This is a genomic window from Candidatus Merdisoma sp. JLR.KK011 (assembly GCF_036941125.1).
GTDB lineage: Bacteria > Bacillota > Clostridia > Lachnospirales > Lachnospiraceae > Laedolimicola.
In genome coordinates, this window is the sequence record NZ_JAYWSZ010000004.1 from 1,279,371 (window position 1) to 1,295,000 (window position 15,630).

General features: G+C 50.6%; 15 protein-coding genes and 1 rRNA gene (1 of these 16 cut by a window edge). 14 read left to right on the forward strand and 2 right to left on the reverse strand.

The window, feature by feature from the left end; all coding sequences use genetic code 11:
- The first annotated feature begins 1 nt into the window (after nucleotide 1).
- Nucleotides 2-661: an HAD family hydrolase gene (locus tag VV089_RS20025; protein WP_334337143.1), complete on the forward strand. Its 660-nt coding sequence runs from the start codon at nucleotides 2-4 to the stop codon at nucleotides 659-661.
- Nucleotides 662-710: 49 nt separating this feature from the next.
- Here VV089_RS20025 and VV089_RS20030 read toward each other — a convergent pair whose 3' ends face one another.
- Complete coding sequence (locus VV089_RS20030) at nucleotides 711-2,120, reverse strand: amidophosphoribosyltransferase (protein ID WP_334337144.1); 1,410 nt, start codon at nucleotides 2,118-2,120, stop codon at nucleotides 711-713.
- 201 nt (nucleotides 2,121-2,321) lie between these two features.
- Between VV089_RS20030 and fba the strand changes: the two genes are divergently transcribed.
- The 3 genes from fba (at nucleotide 2,322) to VV089_RS20045 (ending at nucleotide 4,208) form a co-directional block, all read left to right on the forward strand.
- Nucleotides 2,322-3,260: a class II fructose-1,6-bisphosphate aldolase gene (fba, locus tag VV089_RS20035; RefSeq protein WP_172541896.1), complete on the forward strand. Its 939-nt coding sequence runs from the start codon at nucleotides 2,322-2,324 to the stop codon at nucleotides 3,258-3,260.
- A 75-nt stretch (nucleotides 3,261-3,335) separates the two neighbouring features.
- Nucleotides 3,336-3,728 carry a DUF2752 domain-containing protein gene (locus VV089_RS20040; protein WP_334337145.1) on the forward strand — a complete coding sequence of 131 codons (393 nt, stop codon included), beginning with the start codon at nucleotides 3,336-3,338 and terminating at the stop codon, nucleotides 3,726-3,728.
- 99 nt (nucleotides 3,729-3,827) lie between these two features.
- Nucleotides 3,828-4,208, forward strand: a complete 381-nt coding sequence (locus tag VV089_RS20045; protein ID WP_334337146.1) for a hypothetical protein — start codon at nucleotides 3,828-3,830, stop codon at nucleotides 4,206-4,208.
- Between the two features lie 73 nt (nucleotides 4,209-4,281).
- On the opposite strand, the gene VV089_RS20050 is transcribed toward VV089_RS20045, so the two are convergent.
- Entirely contained in the window at nucleotides 4,282-5,157 is an 876-nt protein-coding gene (locus VV089_RS20050; RefSeq protein WP_172541676.1) for a class I SAM-dependent methyltransferase, read from the reverse strand.
- Between the two features lie 173 nt (nucleotides 5,158-5,330).
- On the opposite strand from VV089_RS20050, the gene VV089_RS20055 reads away from it, so the two are divergent.
- From VV089_RS20055 to VV089_RS20100, 10 genes are all read left to right on the forward strand, one after another.
- Nucleotides 5,331-5,939, forward strand: coding sequence for a TetR/AcrR family transcriptional regulator (locus VV089_RS20055; protein WP_334337148.1), 609 nt, complete (start codon nucleotides 5,331-5,333; stop codon nucleotides 5,937-5,939).
- Nucleotides 5,940-6,304: 365 nt separating this feature from the next.
- Nucleotides 6,305-9,022: a sigma 54-interacting transcriptional regulator gene (locus VV089_RS20060; RefSeq protein WP_334337149.1), complete on the forward strand. Its 2,718-nt coding sequence runs from the start codon at nucleotides 6,305-6,307 to the stop codon at nucleotides 9,020-9,022.
- 27 nt (nucleotides 9,023-9,049) lie between these two features.
- Entirely contained in the window at nucleotides 9,050-9,466 is a 417-nt protein-coding gene (locus tag VV089_RS20065) for a PTS sugar transporter subunit IIA (RefSeq protein ID WP_334337150.1), read from the forward strand.
- 51 nt (nucleotides 9,467-9,517) lie between these two features.
- Complete coding sequence (locus tag VV089_RS20070) at nucleotides 9,518-10,000, forward strand: PTS sugar transporter subunit IIB (RefSeq protein WP_334337151.1); 483 nt, start codon at nucleotides 9,518-9,520, stop codon at nucleotides 9,998-10,000.
- Nucleotides 10,001-10,015: 15 nt separating this feature from the next.
- Entirely contained in the window at nucleotides 10,016-10,786 is a 771-nt protein-coding gene (locus VV089_RS20075) for a PTS mannose/fructose/sorbose/N-acetylgalactosamine transporter subunit IIC (RefSeq protein WP_334337152.1), read from the forward strand.
- The gene (locus VV089_RS20080; RefSeq protein WP_334337153.1) at nucleotides 10,773-11,609 is read left to right on the forward strand and encodes a PTS system mannose/fructose/sorbose family transporter subunit IID; all 837 of its coding nucleotides are present in this window, start codon (nucleotides 10,773-10,775) and stop codon (nucleotides 11,607-11,609) included. Before VV089_RS20075 ends, VV089_RS20080 begins: the two co-directional genes overlap by 14 nt.
- Nucleotides 11,610-11,624: 15 nt before the next feature.
- Complete coding sequence (locus tag VV089_RS20085) at nucleotides 11,625-12,470, forward strand: BtpA/SgcQ family protein (RefSeq protein ID WP_334337154.1); 846 nt, start codon at nucleotides 11,625-11,627, stop codon at nucleotides 12,468-12,470.
- Nucleotides 12,467-13,198 carry a tryptophan synthase subunit alpha gene (locus tag VV089_RS20090; protein WP_334337155.1) on the forward strand — a complete coding sequence of 244 codons (732 nt, stop codon included), beginning with the start codon at nucleotides 12,467-12,469 and terminating at the stop codon, nucleotides 13,196-13,198. The genes VV089_RS20085 and VV089_RS20090 overlap by 4 nt, the downstream gene beginning before the upstream one ends.
- A gap of 27 nt (nucleotides 13,199-13,225) precedes the next feature.
- Nucleotides 13,226-14,473 (forward strand): iron-containing alcohol dehydrogenase, encoded by a 1,248-nt coding sequence (locus VV089_RS20095; protein WP_334337156.1) that lies wholly within the window; start codon nucleotides 13,226-13,228, stop codon nucleotides 14,471-14,473.
- A gap of 623 nt (nucleotides 14,474-15,096) precedes the next feature.
- A 16S ribosomal RNA gene (locus tag VV089_RS20100) occupies nucleotides 15,097-15,630 on the forward strand; it runs 1,002 nt beyond the window's last position.

Consider the following 15,630-nt stretch of genomic DNA (forward strand, 5'->3'; position numbering starts at 1 on the left):
GATGAAGCAGGCAGTCGTTTTTGATTTTAATGGTACGCTTTTCCTTGACACATGCTTCCATGAGGAGGCATGGTCAAGGGTTTACCGGGAGCTTTGCAAAGAAAAGGATGAGGAACCGGATCCGGCATTTTTCTGCGGACCGCCCAACGATACCCTGATTTATGCTCTTGCTCCCCAATTGACAAAGGAAGAAAGACAGAAGTGGTCTGTCCACAAGGAAGCCATATACCGGGGAATCTGCATGGAGAATCCGGATAAGGTACATCTGACAGCAGGAGCCAAGGAGCTGTTCCTTAAGCTTAGGGAGCAGCAGATCTCTTATACGCTTGCCACGGCCTCCATTAAGGATAACATTGATTTTTATTTTGAGACCTTTCATCTGGAGGAGTGGTTTGAACGTGAGATGTGCGTCTATGACGACGGTGCATATGCGGACAAGGGAGAGATGCAGGCAGAGGCTGCCAGAAGATTGGGGAAGACGCTTTCGGAATGTATTGTGATCGAAGACAGCATAAGCGCAATCGGCTATGCAAGAGAAAATAATGCAGGAAAAATCATAGGTATTGGAAGTGATTCTGTCCATCCGGAATTGATTCGCACAGGGGCCGCTCATTGTATCCGTGATTTTACGGAATTTGACATGGAGTGGCTGAATAACTGAAATCCCACGAAAGGGCTGCCGCATTGCGGCAGCCCTTTTGATCATACTCTTATTCTTTTCCGTTCCAACAGTAGGTACAGAGCTTCTCTGCCGGAAGTCCCGTAGATTCAATCATATCATCCAGGCGGTTGTAGCGCAGAGACGTGAAATTTAACTGCCTGCAGATTTCTTCCAGCATCTGTTCGTATTTCTCCGATTCCGGGTCGGCATATTCCTTTAATACTTCATCTGTCACAGGCCCTCCCTCCAGCTTTTCAATCACCCTCCGGGCGATGAGATCCATCTCGGAGGAGGAACGGGAGAAGTTGAGATACTTGCAGCCGTAGAGGATGGGCGGACAGGCCGGCCGGATATGAACCTCCTTTGCGCCGCTCTGGTAGAGGAACTCCGTAGTCTCTCCAAGCTGTGTGCCCCGTACAATGGAATCGTCGATGAGCAGCAGGCTCTTGCCGTCAATAAGCTCGTGGACAGGCAGAAGCTTCATCTTGGCAATCAGATTCCGCTTGCTCTGGATGGTGGGCATAAAGGAACGGGGCCAGGTGGGCGTGTACTTGATAAAGGGCCGGGTAAAGGGAATCCCTGAGGCATTGGAGTAGCCTATGGCATGGGCGATTCCGGAATCGGGAACGCCGGCTACCGTATCGGGCTTCACATTGTCTCTTTCAGCCATCTTGGCGCCGCAGTTATAACGCATCTGCTCTACGCTGATGCCCTGGTAGGAGCTGGAGGGGTAGCCGTAATAAACCCAGAGAAAAGTGCAGATCTTCATATCCTTTCCCGGCTGCGCCAGTGTCTTTACCCCATCCGGGGTGAGAACCACAATCTCGCCGGGGCCAAGCTCCTTATAGCTTGAGTAGCCTAGATTCAGGTAGGCGAAGTCTTCGAAGGATACACAGCAGGCGTCCTCCTTCTGGCCGATCACCACAGGGGTGCGGCCCATCTTATCCCGGGCGGCATAGATTCCCTTGGGAGTCATAATCAGAAAGGTCATGGAGCCGTTGATAAGATCCTGGGCATATTGGATGCCCTCAATCAGGTTTTCCTTCTGGTTGATGACAGAGGCTACCAGCTCGGTAGGGTTGATGTCTCCGCCGCTCATCTCCAGAAAATGAGCGTGTCCGTTTTTGCAGATCAAATCTGTGATTTCATCGGTATTGTTGATACGGCCTACGGTTGTGATGGCAAAGGTGCCGTGGTGGGAGCGGACAATGAGAGGCTGCGGCTCATAGTCTGAGATACAGCCGATACCCAGATAGCCCTTCATCTCACGCATATCTTTATCAAATTTTGTTCGGAACGGTGTATTTTCAATGTTGTGGATGGCGCGGTCAAAGCCTTTTTCCTCTCCGTATACGGCCATGCCGCCTCGTCTGGTTCCCAGATGGGAGTGGTAATCTACTCCGAAAAATAAGTCAAACAAACAATCGCTTTTGGAAGCAACTCCAAAAAATCCACCCATAGAAATCTCCTCCATTCTGTAATTTATCATGTTAAGCAAATTTGGCAGAGAATCTTATGCCTATTAAACAACGTATCACAAAGTGGAGGGGAAGTCCAGAAGGTTTTGCAAAAAAAATGAATTCTACATTGATGATTTTTACGGTTTGTAGTATACTGATCGTAACCGTTAAAATTTCATAAAAAAGTGAGGATGATAACAATGGCTTTAGTAACAACAACGGAAATGTTTAAGAAAGCATACGAAGGCGGCTATGCAATCGGCGCTTTCAATGTGAACAACATGGAGATCGTACAGGCTATCACAGAGGCAGCCGGCGAGTTGAACTCCCCCATTATCCTGCAGGTATCCGCAGGAGCCAGAAAGTATGCAAACCATACTTATCTGACCAAGTTGGTTGAGGCAGCGATCATTGAGAATCCGAACATCCCGATTGCTCTGCATCTGGATCACGGCGCAGACTTTGAGATCTGCAAGTCCTGTGTAGACGGCGGTTTTTCCTCCGTTATGATTGATGCTTCCAAGTATGCCTTTGAGGAGAATATTGAAATTACAAAGAAGGTTGTTGAGTACGCCCATGCTCACGGCGCAGTGGTAGAGGCTGAGCTTGGCAAGCTGGCTGGAATCGAGGATGATGTGAATGTATCCGACGAGGATTCCTCCTATACACAGCCTGACGAGGTAGAAGAGTTCGTTACCAAGACCGGCGTTGACTCCCTTGCGATTGCTATTGGTACAAGCCATGGCGCATTCAAGTTCAAACCGGGCACAAAGCCCCAGCTTCGTTTTGACATTCTCCATGAGATTGAGCAGAGAATTCCGGGCTTCCCCATCGTTCTTCACGGTGCATCCTCCGTTCCCCAGGAGTATGTAAAGATCATCAACGAGAATGGCGGAGCTTTGAAGGATGCTATCGGTGTTCCCGAGGAGCAGCTGCGTGAGGCGGCAAGATCTGCTGTCTGCAAGATCAACATTGACTCTGACCTGCGTCTGGGTCTGACAGCCGGCATCCGCCAGGTGATGCAGGAGCATCCGGATTACTTTGATCCGAGACAGTATCTGACTGTTGCTCGTGCCAATGTAAAGGATGTTGTTGCTCATAAGATCAAAGACGTACTGGGCAGCGCAGGCAAGGCTTAAAGGAAAAATAAGACAAGGTAAGGACAGAGGGGGCTGCCGAAAAGGCGGCCCTCTTTTTGATAGGGAGCTGAAGGAATGGAGAGAGTGAAGAAGGGGCTTAAGCGTCTGGGAGAGGATTTGTACAGTCTGCGGTATGCTTTGTTGGGAATTGCCGTGTATTATGTGACGGTTCATTTGCTTTTCGGGCAGTTCTGCCCCATGATGATTGTGCTGCATCTGCCCTGCCCGGGATGTGGGATGACACGGGCGTTTGTCCTGGTTCTGACAGGACGCTTGAGGGAGGCGTGGGAGCTTCATCCTTTGGTGTATGGCTGGATTTTGCTTGGAGGGATGTTTGGGGTAAACCGGTATCTGCTGGATAAGAGGCTGCATATGCTTACGGCGGGGCTTGTAGGGCTTCTTTTTGGGATGATGGTTTTTTATGTGTATCGGATGAGGAATGGGTTTCCGGTGGAGTTAATGTGGTAGGTTTTGGGGAGGGAAAAGAGTTGCATTGGCGGGGGAAAAGTGGTACACTAAGACGGAAGATATAAGGATTTTAAGATGGAATTTGAGGAGGGCAATGTTATGGATGATATGTACAATAATTCTGAGAATCAGGAGCAGGGTTCCTATGGCGGCAGTCAGTATCAGCAGCCGCAGACTAGTAGTATTCAATCCCAGCTTCAGTATCAGTACCAGCCGGCTCAGGATAATCTGGAAGAGCCTATGAGCATGGGAGAGTGGATGATCTCGATGCTTGTTATGCTGATTCCCTGTGTTAATATTGTAATGATGTTTGTGTGGGCCTTCAGCAGTACGGAGAAGAAGAGTAAATCTAACTTTTTCAAGGCTTATCTCATTTTCTTTGCGATTATGATGGTGTTCTCGATTGTTTTGGTGATTGTGATGAGTGCGGCTGCGGTGGGGGTTATGGAAAGCCTTGAATCTAATTATTACTATTATTAAAGAATAAAAAAAGAACTGCGGCGGGCTCGTGGAGCGTCTGGCCGCAGTTTTTTATGCTATGAGTTTGGAAAGTTTAGCCTGCCGACCAGCGTCCGCTTGCGCCGCAGGGGAGTACGAGACCGGTGGAGGATACGGGAAGTCCTACTTCCTGGGAATCTACAGCGCCGTTGAACTGCCTTAGTGCGGATGCCAGCATGTAGGTTAGGACAGCGGGGGCAAGCCCTGTGGTATAGGAGTTGACCAGGAAGAATAGAGGTTCTTTGCTTAGGAGCTGACTGCACAGCTGAATCAGTGGGAAAATGGCGTCTTCTATTTTCCAGATTTCTCCCTTGGGGCCCCGGCCGTAGGAGGGAGGATCCATTATAATGGCATCGTAATGATTGCCGCGGCGTATCTCTCGCTCTACAAATTTTACGCAGTCATCTACAATCCAGCGGATAGGGGCTGCTTCCAGACCGGAGGCCCGGGCGTTTTCCCTGGCCCAGCCTACCATACCCTTGGAGGCGTCTACGTGGGTGACAGAGGCTCCGGCCTTGGCGGCGGCTAAGGTGGCTCCTCCTGTGTAGGCAAAGAGATTCAGAACCTTAACCGGACGGCCGCAGGCGCGTATCTTTGCGCCGAACCAGTCCCAGTTGGCGGCCTGCTCGGGAAAGAGGCCTGTGTGCTTGAAGCTGAAGGGCTTTAGCTGGAAGGTAAGGGCTTGTGGGGTATCGGTCTTGTATCCGATGCTCCACTGCTGGGGAAGCTGAAAGAATTCCCATTCGCCGCCGCCTTTTTTGCTGCGGTGGTAATGGCCGTTTTTCTGTTTCCATCCTTTGTGTGTTCTGGGGGTGTCCCAGATGACCTGGGGGTCGGGCCTTACCAGGATATAATTTCCCCACCGCTCCAGCTTTTCGCCTTGTGAAGTGTCCAGTACTTCATAGTCTTTCCAATTTTCTGCTATCCACATAAGTATACCCCTTTTGTTACTGGCCGCGGAATGAACAGTAACATCCTTTTCGTATCTATAAACAATGCCGTGTGTTGTACTTGCATTCAGTAAACTCCCATATTATACTAAGAACGAAAGAAAGCGTCAAGCCAAGGCTTAGGTCTTGAGGCAAAATTCAGGCGGAGGCGGTTATGGCGAAGCAGAAAAAGCAGCTGACAAAGAAGAAGATTGTAACGGCGGCCTGGAAGCTTTTTTACAGGCAGGGCTATGACGATACTACGGTAGATGAGATTATACGGGAGGCCGGTACGTCGAAAGGCACTTTTTATCATTATTTTGAAGGGAAGGATGCCCTGTTAAGCTCCCTGTCTTATCTCTTTGACGATAAATACGAAGAGCTTCTGCCAAAGCTCCAGCCGGAGGGGAACAGCTTTGACAAGCTGATCTATCTGAACCAGGAGCTTTTCGGTATGATTGAGACCAGTGTTTCCAGGGAGCTTCTGGCCTCTCTTTACTCGTCCCAGCTGATTACCAGGGGGGAGAAGCATCTGCTGGATCGGAACCGTCTGTATTACCGGCTGCTGAATGAGATTGTGTCGGAGGGACAGCAGAAAGGGGAGCTGACATCGTCCATGTCTTCCTATGAGATTACCAAGCTGTATGCACTCTGCGAACGAGCCCTGCTTTACGATTGGTGCATCTGCAACGGGGAGTATTCGCTGAAGGCATACAGCTCCCGGGTGATGCCTATGCTGCTCCATGAGATTCGGGAATGGGGAGAAGAGGACGAAGAAAAGTAAATATAGAAGACTCTTGCGAAAGTGTGGGTATGCTTTCGGAATACAAAGGAGCGGTTAGAAACAGGTATCGGGTTGCATACCTGTTTTTTTTATTCCTGCGGCAGGGGCCTGACGGCCTGCGTCTGGGTATTTGTCTTGAAATTGGGGAAGAATTCATATGAAGTGTGAAGAGAAAAAGTGTCGAGTTAGAAAATATTTGTACAAAATATCAAAAAAACTGTCGGATAAGGAGGCGGAATATGAGAAAATCAACAATTGGATACGGATAAGTGTCTGAATTGCGCGGTAACTGATGAAACTGTTTGAATTGCGAAATAATAGCAGAGCGGGATGCTATAATAAGCAGACAGAAGTGGAGAGAAGCAATGTATCAGTCAAATACACGTGATGAGGTTCTGGAATATCTGGCATTCTTGACAGAGAAGTATGACGGAGAAAACGATACGCCCTATACGGCCCAGAGCATTAGTGATTTTTTGAGTATCAGCAGAAATCTGGCAAGCCAGTATCTGAATGATTTCGTAAAGGAATCACTGGCGATCAAGATTATTTCCAGACCGGTATATTTCATTCATAAGCGTACCTTTGAGAAAAAGTACCGTATAAAACTGAATATGGTGGTGTTTAAGAGTAAAACGGATCTGCTGGAGATACTCCGCAGCCACGATATGGTACGGCTTGGCTTTGGCCGGGCAGCCGGCTTTTACGGAAGCCTCCGGGAATGCGTTGAGCAGTGTAAGGCAGCTATGGGCTATCCGCCGTCCGGCCTTCCTATCCTGCTCTTTGGAGGGCCCGGAGTGGGAAAAAGCTTTATGGTCCGGCAGATGTATGAGTATGCCCAGGGGAAGGGCTATATCGGGGAGGAGAGCCGCCTGGTTACCATAAACTGCAGTGAATTTGCAGAGTGTGAGAAGGCATTCTGGGAGAGGATGTTCTCACAGGGAGAAGACGGCTTTCTGGAACAGGCGAAAGGGGGCGTTCTTTTCTTCGATCAGATTCATCTGCTTCCGGCCAGGGTGCAGAGCAGGCTGTTTGGGAGGCTGGAGGAAGGAAGCGGTGTGGGCGGAGGAAGAAACCCATGGGCGCCTTGCAAGACAGCCTTTGCATCCAACGTGGATCCGAAGGAGACCCTTGATCGGGATTTTCTTAGAAGAATTCCCTTTATCGTCAGAATCCCTTCCCTGGGGGAGCGTTCCATCCAGGAAAAAATAGAATTGATACAGACCTTTCTGGACGATGAAATGCATAAGATTGGAATCGATATCACCATCAGCCGTCCGGCTCTCAATGCCTTTCTGCAATATGAGTATTCGGAAAATCTAACCCAGCTTAAGGGAATGATTCAGATTAGCTGTGCGAAGGCGTATCTGCACTATACAAAAAGGGATCGGGAGCTTCTGATTAAGCTTTTCCATCTGCCGGAACAGATGGTGGAGGAATACCGTCTGGAAAATGAAAGTGATGAGGAAGAGACGGCCGTCAGCCTGGGCGTTCTGTCGGAACAGGCGTCTGCCAGAAACAAGGAATTCTTTTCCCTTTTGCTGGAAGAGTATCGGAATTACAAAGAGCAGAAGGGAGATTTTACGGAGCTGACGGCTGCCTGGTCTAAGATCTTGTATGAGTCTGAGGGGCTGTTCCTGTTCGGCGGACCGCATCAGAATCAGCATACCCAGGCCATAAATAAGATGGTAGAACATGGGCTGGACAGCATCTGCAGCCTGTACCAGTTACAGCTTCCGGCCGATATGCTGGCGCTTCTCGTTCGAGTGATCTGCAATTCCATGCAGACAGATACGGATATGCGGCAGTGGGAACAGCTCCATGAAAAGGAGCTGCAGGAGTGCCTGCAGTTTCTAAAAGAAGCCAGGCCGGATGTCCATGGAATTGCAGCGGAGGCAGCGGCCGTATTGAACCGCCGCCTGAATGTGAGCTTGGATCACGTCTGCCTGCTGGCGCTGAATATCTGCATCTGCGTGGTGAATGCGGATAAGGCTGTCAACAAAACATCCTGCGTCATTCTGGCCCACGGGCATACGGCAGGGAGTATTGCACAGACGGTCAACGGATGGCTGAAGACCTTTCTTTTTGTGCCCATGGATATTTTGGCAGACACCCCTGTCGGGGAGACAGCGGAACGCATCAAGCGGTATCTTCGGACGCAGCAGCATGTGAAGAATCTAATCCTGATGATTGATATGGATACGCTGGAGGCCCTGGATGAGCTGCTTCTGCAGGAAAGGAAGCTGAATCTTGTTATGATCAGCGATATCACGACAGGGCTGGCCCTGGAGCTGGGAAAAGGAATTCTGGAAGGCAGAAAAGCGGAATGTGTTCTTAAAGAGCTTTGCGGACGCCGGGCATTTTCCTACCGGGTCATTCCCCGGCGCCAGCTGGCGGATACGGTTGTCTTTGTGGAAAAAAACGACACCGGAGTAGCGAAGCGCATGATCCGGCTGTTTCGGGACAGTCTGCCGAAAAACAGCGATGTGGAAGTCATAAGCTGTGATTTTGACTCTGCGGTGGCAGAGCGGCAGAACCGGGAATTATTTCAGAACCGGAATGTCTTGTTCGTGTCGGGAGTGTTTAACCCTGGCATCAGCGGAGCGCCGTTTATCCCCATTGAGAAAATCATCAATCTAATGGATGAGAAGGATATACGCCAGATGTTTTCGGAAAATATGGATGCCATGCAGCTGGAGGAATTTGCCCGGAATCTTCTGAAAAATTTTTCCCTGCAGAATGTTGTGAAGCATCTGACGATTCTGGATGCGGACAAGCTTCTGGAATTCGTACAGATAGCGGTGAACCGGCTGCAGCACATGATGGAAAGACAGTTTGCCGCAAAGACAATCGTAGGGCTTTACATTCATATCAGCTGTCTGATTGAGCGGCTTGTGACCAGGACATCGGAGGAGGACGAAGAGGATTCCCAGGTGTTTCAGAAGGAACAGGAGCAGTTTATCCGCTATGTGAAGGAAAGCTTTGTGCAGATTTGTGAGCATTACCATGTGGAGCTTCCTACGTCGGAGATTAAATATATTTATGATTATATCGAAAATGAAAATCCGGAACATTCATTTTAGAAGGATGCATTTAATGGAGGATAGAAGATGAGACATTTTATTGTTGCTTCCCATGGAAGGCTTGCGGAGGGTATGCTGGACGCTGTGCGGCTGATTCTGGGAGAGGTGGAGGATGTCCGGTGCTATGGGGCATACATCGATCCAGGGGAGGTGATGGAGGATTCTGTGAGCCGGCTGCTGGCAGCATACCCTCTTGAGGACGAAGTGATTGTTGTAACCGATGTCATGGGAGGCAGTGTCTGCAACCAGTTTGTACGCCATCTGGACCGGAAAAATCTTCACATTCTGGCCGGAATGAACCTGGGCTTTTTGCTGGGGCTGTTTCTGGGCAGGGATCTGCCGCTGCCGGAGCTGATCGATGAGGTGGTAAACAGCGGAAAAAATTCTATATGCTACTGCAACCGGATTGTGGAGGAGGTGATGGAAGAGGAATTTAACGAATGATCCTTATCGCCTGCCTGATGGCAGGAGGATTGGGGCTGGAAGAACAAGGAGGTGAAGGAACTGATAAAGCTTTTGAGAATTGACAAAAGACTTCTGCACGGGCAGGTGGCGTTCACATGGACAACTTCTGTGGGCGCAGACTGTATTCTGATTGCCTGCGACTCCCTGCAGAACGATCCGCTGCGGCTTACGACGATTAAAATGAGCAAGCCGGCGGGAACGAAGCTGGTCATCAAGACCATTGCGGATTCGGTTGAGGCCATCAACAAAGGAAAGACGGATCAATACAGGCTGATGATTGTTGTGGAATCCATTGAGGACGCATACCGGATGGTGAAGAACTGCTCGGTGTTAAAGGGCGTAAGCATCGGCTACAACGGGAAACGGGAGAATACCCAGACCTTAACAAGCTGGGTATGGGTTACGCCGGAGGAGACTGCCATGCTGAAAGAACTGATTTCGGAGGGCATTCGCGTGGAAATGCAGAACGTGCCGACGACCAAAGCGATACCTGCAGAAAAATTGATAAAGTAAAAGGAGGGGGATTCTATGTTACAAGCGATACTTTTGGGGCTTACGGCGGCCTGGAGCCATATAGAATGGGGGCTTGGCACTCCGTTCCTTGGCAGACCGCTGGTGCTGGGGTGGATTACAGGCATTATATTGGGTGATCCCACACAGGGACTGATCATCGGGGCAACGATTGAGATATTCTTTCTGGGCGCTATGGCCATCGGCTCCTATATTCCGCCTGATGCGGCGGTCGGCGGCGTTCTGGGAACGGCATTTGCCATCCAGTCCGGCTTGGGGGCGGAAGCGGCCCTGACTATGGCGATTCCCATTGCAATCATAGCGACCTCCTTCCAGAATGTGCTGTGGTCGGTTCATTCCCTCACATCCAAGCTGGCCGATAAAGCGGCAGATCAAGGAAATGAGAAGGGAATCTATGCCGTTATGTTTCTGGAGGGCGGCCTGAATATCCTGTTAAAATTCCTTCTGGTATTTTTCGCCTGGAGATTCGGAAGCGAGGCGGTCGTAAACCTTCTGGGACAGATTCCCGACTGGTTTGTGGAGGGGATGTCGGTAGCGGGCGGTATTCTTCCGGCGATTGGCTTTGCCATGCTGATGCGTATGACCATGAACAAAAAAGCGGCGCCCTTTTTCTTCCTTGGCTGGGTGCTGGCAGGCTATCTTGGTGTGCCGGTTCTTGGAGCCGCAGTGATAGGCGTTGTTTACATTCTGATTAAATATGACTTTCGTACAGGCAGGCTTGCCGGTGCAGAGGTGGGAGAGGAGGATCTGACAGATGACGACTTCTAATCAAGAAAATCAAGACCGTATGTTCACAAAGGCAGATATCCGGCGGATGAATATCCGATCTATCACCGGAGGATTTTCCGTAAACTGGGATCGGCTGGTGCATAAGACATTTACCTTTATGATTGCGCCCTTTTTGAAAAAGATCTATGAGGATGATAAAGAGGGTTACCGGGAAGCCTTGAAACGCAATATGGAATTTTTCAATATTACACCCCAGGGCCATGCGTTCATGGGAGGCCTTACCATTGCCATGGAGGAGGAAAATGCGAAGAATCCCGATTTTGATCCGGCGACAATTCCGGCAGTCAAGGGTGCGCTGATGGGCCCTCTTTCCGGGATTCTGGATTCTATCTTTCCTGGAACCTGGCGCATTATCTGCGCGGGCATTGGTATTTCCATGGCGCTGCAGGGGCAGGTGATGGGCGTGATTCTCTATGGGCTGCTGTATAACATACCTTCTTTTATGTTCCGTTTTTGGGGCGGACAGATGGGCTACCGCCTGGGCGTTGATTTCCTGCACAAGGTTCAGAGCTCCGGGCTGATGGAGAAAATTATGGAGGCGGCGTCTGTTCTGGGGCTTCTTGTCATCGGCTGTATGTCAAACGGCTTTGTATGGACAAACTTTGCCATCACCTTTGGAACGGAGGATGCGGCAGTGTCTTTACAGTCAACCCTGGACAATATTTTTCCGGGCCTGGCGTCTCTGGGGGTCATCTGGCTGTTTTACTGGCTGCTGGGAAAGAAGGTAAATACATTTGTGCTGATTATGCTTTCCATGGCAGTGTGTATCCTGCTCACTGCACTGGGCGTTATGGCCCAGTAACCGAGGTGAAAAGAGATGAATAAAAATCAGAGTCAGGAATTGACGGCGAAGATGAGGGAAGGCAAAAAGGTGATTGCCGGGATGGTGCACTGCCTGCCGCTGCCGGGAACACTGCTGTACGGCGGAAGCATGGAAGCGGTGCTCCATAAGGCTCTGGCAGACGCTGCGGCTCTTAAGGCCGTGGGAGTGGACGCTGTTATTGTGGAAAATACAAATGACAGGCCTTTGGCGGAGCGGCTGGAAACGGAGCAGACTGCAGCCCTGGCGGCAGTTGCACGGCAGGTTGTGGAAGAGACGGGGCTTGTGGTCGGCATCGATGCTTCTTTTAATGACGGCCCGGCAGGAATCGCCGTTGCCTGTGCTTCGGGGGCTTCCTTTATCCGCTGCCCGGTTTATGTGGACTGCGTGATGGTTACAGGGGCGGGGAAGATTGGCCCCTGTGCAAAGGAGGTCTTGCGTATGCGCAGGCTGCTGGGGGCGGAGCATATCGGAATATGGGCCGATGTCCAGGTAAAGCATTCCCATCTGCTTCTGCCGGAGGTTTCCCTGGAGGAATCGGCCCGGACGGCCTGGGAATACGGGGCGGAGGTTTTGATTGTGACCGGATTGTCCACGGGGCTGGAAACACCTCTGGAGGCTGTCAGACGGGTGAAAAAGGCGGTTCCCATACCGGTAGTGGCAGGCAGCGGATTCAGTCTGGGAAATGCGGCGGAACAGCTTGAGGCGGCGGACGGAGCGATTGTAGGCACTGCCATGAAAAAGGGCGGCAGTACAATGGAACCCATAGATCCGGAGCTTGGCAGAGCTTTAATGAAGGCGGTCAGGCAGGCGGAAAGAAGAATCAGGACGGATAGTGTATGAAGATGATTTGTTATCTGGCAGGCGGATATCCCAGTATGGAGAAAAGTCTGGAAATAGCGGAGCTTTATGTGAGGGCCGGCTGTGACGCCATAGAGTGGAGCCTTCCGCCAAAGGATCCTTATGTAGATCCGCCTTATATTGCAGAAAAGATGCAAAAGGCCAGGGAGGCATGCGGCGATTATGAGGTGTATCTGGAAAGGCTCCAGGGATTTTGCAGAAGGTTTCCGGATACGGAGATTATCTTACTTCTGTACCAGGAAACGATTCTGGAACTTTCCCCGGGAAGGCTGGCTGCTTTTTGCCGGGATAATGGCATTGAAACGATTCTTTCCGGGAATCTGACGGATGAGGCGGCGAAGGCCCGGCTTATGCAGGAGGGGATAAAGATTGCTGCCTCCATGAATTATACCATGTACCCGGAGGAGATTTCCAGGGTCTGCTCTGCCAATGGCTTTGTGTATATGCAGGCATTGCCGTCCCAGAGGGATCTGGATGAGGGAAGAGGACGAAAGACATTAAAGAAGGCGATTGAACTGCTGCGTGAAAAGGGAGTGTCCCGGCCGGTCTACTGCGGTGTGGGGATCCGCAGGCCGGAGGATGTGGCATTTATAAAGGAGAGCGGAGGACAGGGATTTTTCCTGGGCAGCACGCTTATGCAGTATTATGAGAAGCCTGAGCGGCTGGCAGAGGTAATACGCTGTTATAAAGCGGCAGGAGAGACGTCTTAGCAACGCAGAAAAGAAGCTGGAAGAAGGATGTTTAAGCTTGGCTTAAGGGCGGCTTTTGGAAGAAGCAGGTTTGTCCGCCCTGTGATAAGAGAAATGGAGGATAAGGATTTTATGCAGAATTTTATGTATCACATTCCCACAAAGGTGCATTTTGGAAGGGGAGAGATTGGTAAGCTGGCGGAGGAGATCAAGACATGGGGCACCCGGGTGCTGCTGGTCTATGGCGGAGGAAGTATCAAAAGGATTGGACTGTATGACAGGGTTGTGGGGATTCTGAATGAGAATGACATACCGTTCATGGAACTGGGAGGCGTGGATCCCAATCCCCGCATTACCAGTGTGGAGGAGGGGGTTAAGCTCTGCCGGGAGCATAAGCTGGATGTGCTTCTTCCGGTGGGAGGCGGCAGTGTGATTGACTGCGCGAAGCTGATTGCGGCCGGGACGCTCTCTGGCAGTGATGATATGTGGGGGATTGTAACCGGGAAGGCGGCGATCGGCAAGGTGCTGCCGGTGATTACGGTGCTTACGCTTGCGGCGACGGGAAGTGAGATGGATACCAGCGCGATTATTACGAATCTGGAGACACAGGAGAAGACGGGGCCTTCCAATCCGGGGATGCGTCCTAAGGTTTCTATTATGGATCCGGAGTATACGTTTACGGTGTCCAGGAAGCAGACGGCAGCCGGGACGGCGGATATTATGAGCCATGCTCTTGAGGTTTATTTCAATAATAATAAAGGGGCTTTTCTGCAGAGCCGGTTTGCAGAGGCGGTACTGAAGACTTGTGTTGCGTATGGGCGCCGCGCATGTGAGAATCCGGAGGATTACGAGGCCCGGGCGAATCTTATGTGGGCCGGGAGCTGGGCGATTAACGGGCTTCTGACGAAGGGAAGTCCGGTGGGGTGGAGTGTCCATGCCATGGAGCATGAGCTGAGCGCTTACTATGATGTTGTTCATGGGGAGGGGCTGGCGGTTCTGATTCCTCACTGGCTGCGGCATATGCTGCGGGAGGATAATGTGTGGAAGTATGTGGAGTATGGAGTGAATGTGTGGGGGATTGAGGAGTCGCTGCCGGATATGGAGATTGCAGAGAGGGCTATTGAGGCTACCGGGAAGTACTTTAGGGATATGGGACTGCCGGAGACTTTGAGGGATGTCGGGGTTGATGATAGTAGGTTTGAGGTTATGGCGAAGAGAGCAGGGGCTGGGTTGGGGAAGGCTTTTGTGGTTATGGGGGAGGGGGATGTTTTGGAGATTTATTTGAGGGCGTTTTAGGATAGGGGGACGGACGTTCAGACAGTCTGCGGCAAAATCTGCTCTGTGGTGTTTTCCGGTATCCTGTGTTCGGACGGTTCTCGTACACTTTATCTGCTCTGTACGGACATTGCCTTTTGGATTTTCTTTTCGGAGAATTTTGGGGCAATGTTCGTCCATATCAGATAAAGTGTACGCGAACAGCCGGACACTGGATACCGGAAAACACCACGGAGCGGATTTTGCCGCAGACTGTCTGAACTGGTTTTTGGGGGCGGAGGGGTGGGAGTGTTGGGGGTATGGGGGGATGGGTGAAAAGGTGAAAAAGGGGTTGAAAAAATGGGTGGAAAATGGGAGGGGAAAAGGGGTGGAAAAAATTTTGTAAAAAAATAAAAAAAGGTGTTGACAAGTGTAAAATGGCGTGGTAGTATATAGAAGCTGTCGCACGGGACAGCAGCAAGCGAACCTTGATAACTAAACAGTGTAAAACCTTGAAAATTCTGAAAGAGAATCATGGATAATGGTTCGTGTTCTGTAAGGAGCCGGACGGTTATCATTCAAGAACAGCTTAGAGATAAGCGACCTAAAAACAGTAAGAACGGGAAAGAAATTGCTAGCAGCGATTTCTGACCAGACAAACACTTAAACATGAGAGTTTGATCCTGGCTCAGGATGAACGCTGGCGGCGTGCTTAACACATGCAAGTCGAACGAAGCACTGAAAGCAGATTACTTCGGTTTGAAGCTTTCTTTGACTGAGTGGCGGACGGGTGAGTAACGCGTGGGTAACCTGCCTCATACAGGGGGATAACAGTTAGAAATGACTGCTAATACCGCATAAGCGCACGGTTTCGCATGGAACAGTGTGAAAAACTCCGGTGGTATGGGATGGACCCGCGTCTGATTAGCTGGTTGGCGGGGTAACGGCCCACCAAGGCGACGATCAGTAGCCGGCCTGAGAGGGTGAACGGCCACATTGGGACTGAGACACGGCCCAAACTCCTACGGGAGGCAGCAGTGGGGAATATTGCACAATGGGGGAAACCCTGATGCAGCGACGCCGCGTGAAGGAAGAAGTATTTCGGTATGTAAACTTCTATCAGCAGGGAAGAAAATGACGGTACCTGACTAAGAAGCCCCGGCTAACTACGTGCCAGCAGCCGCGGTAATACGTAGGGG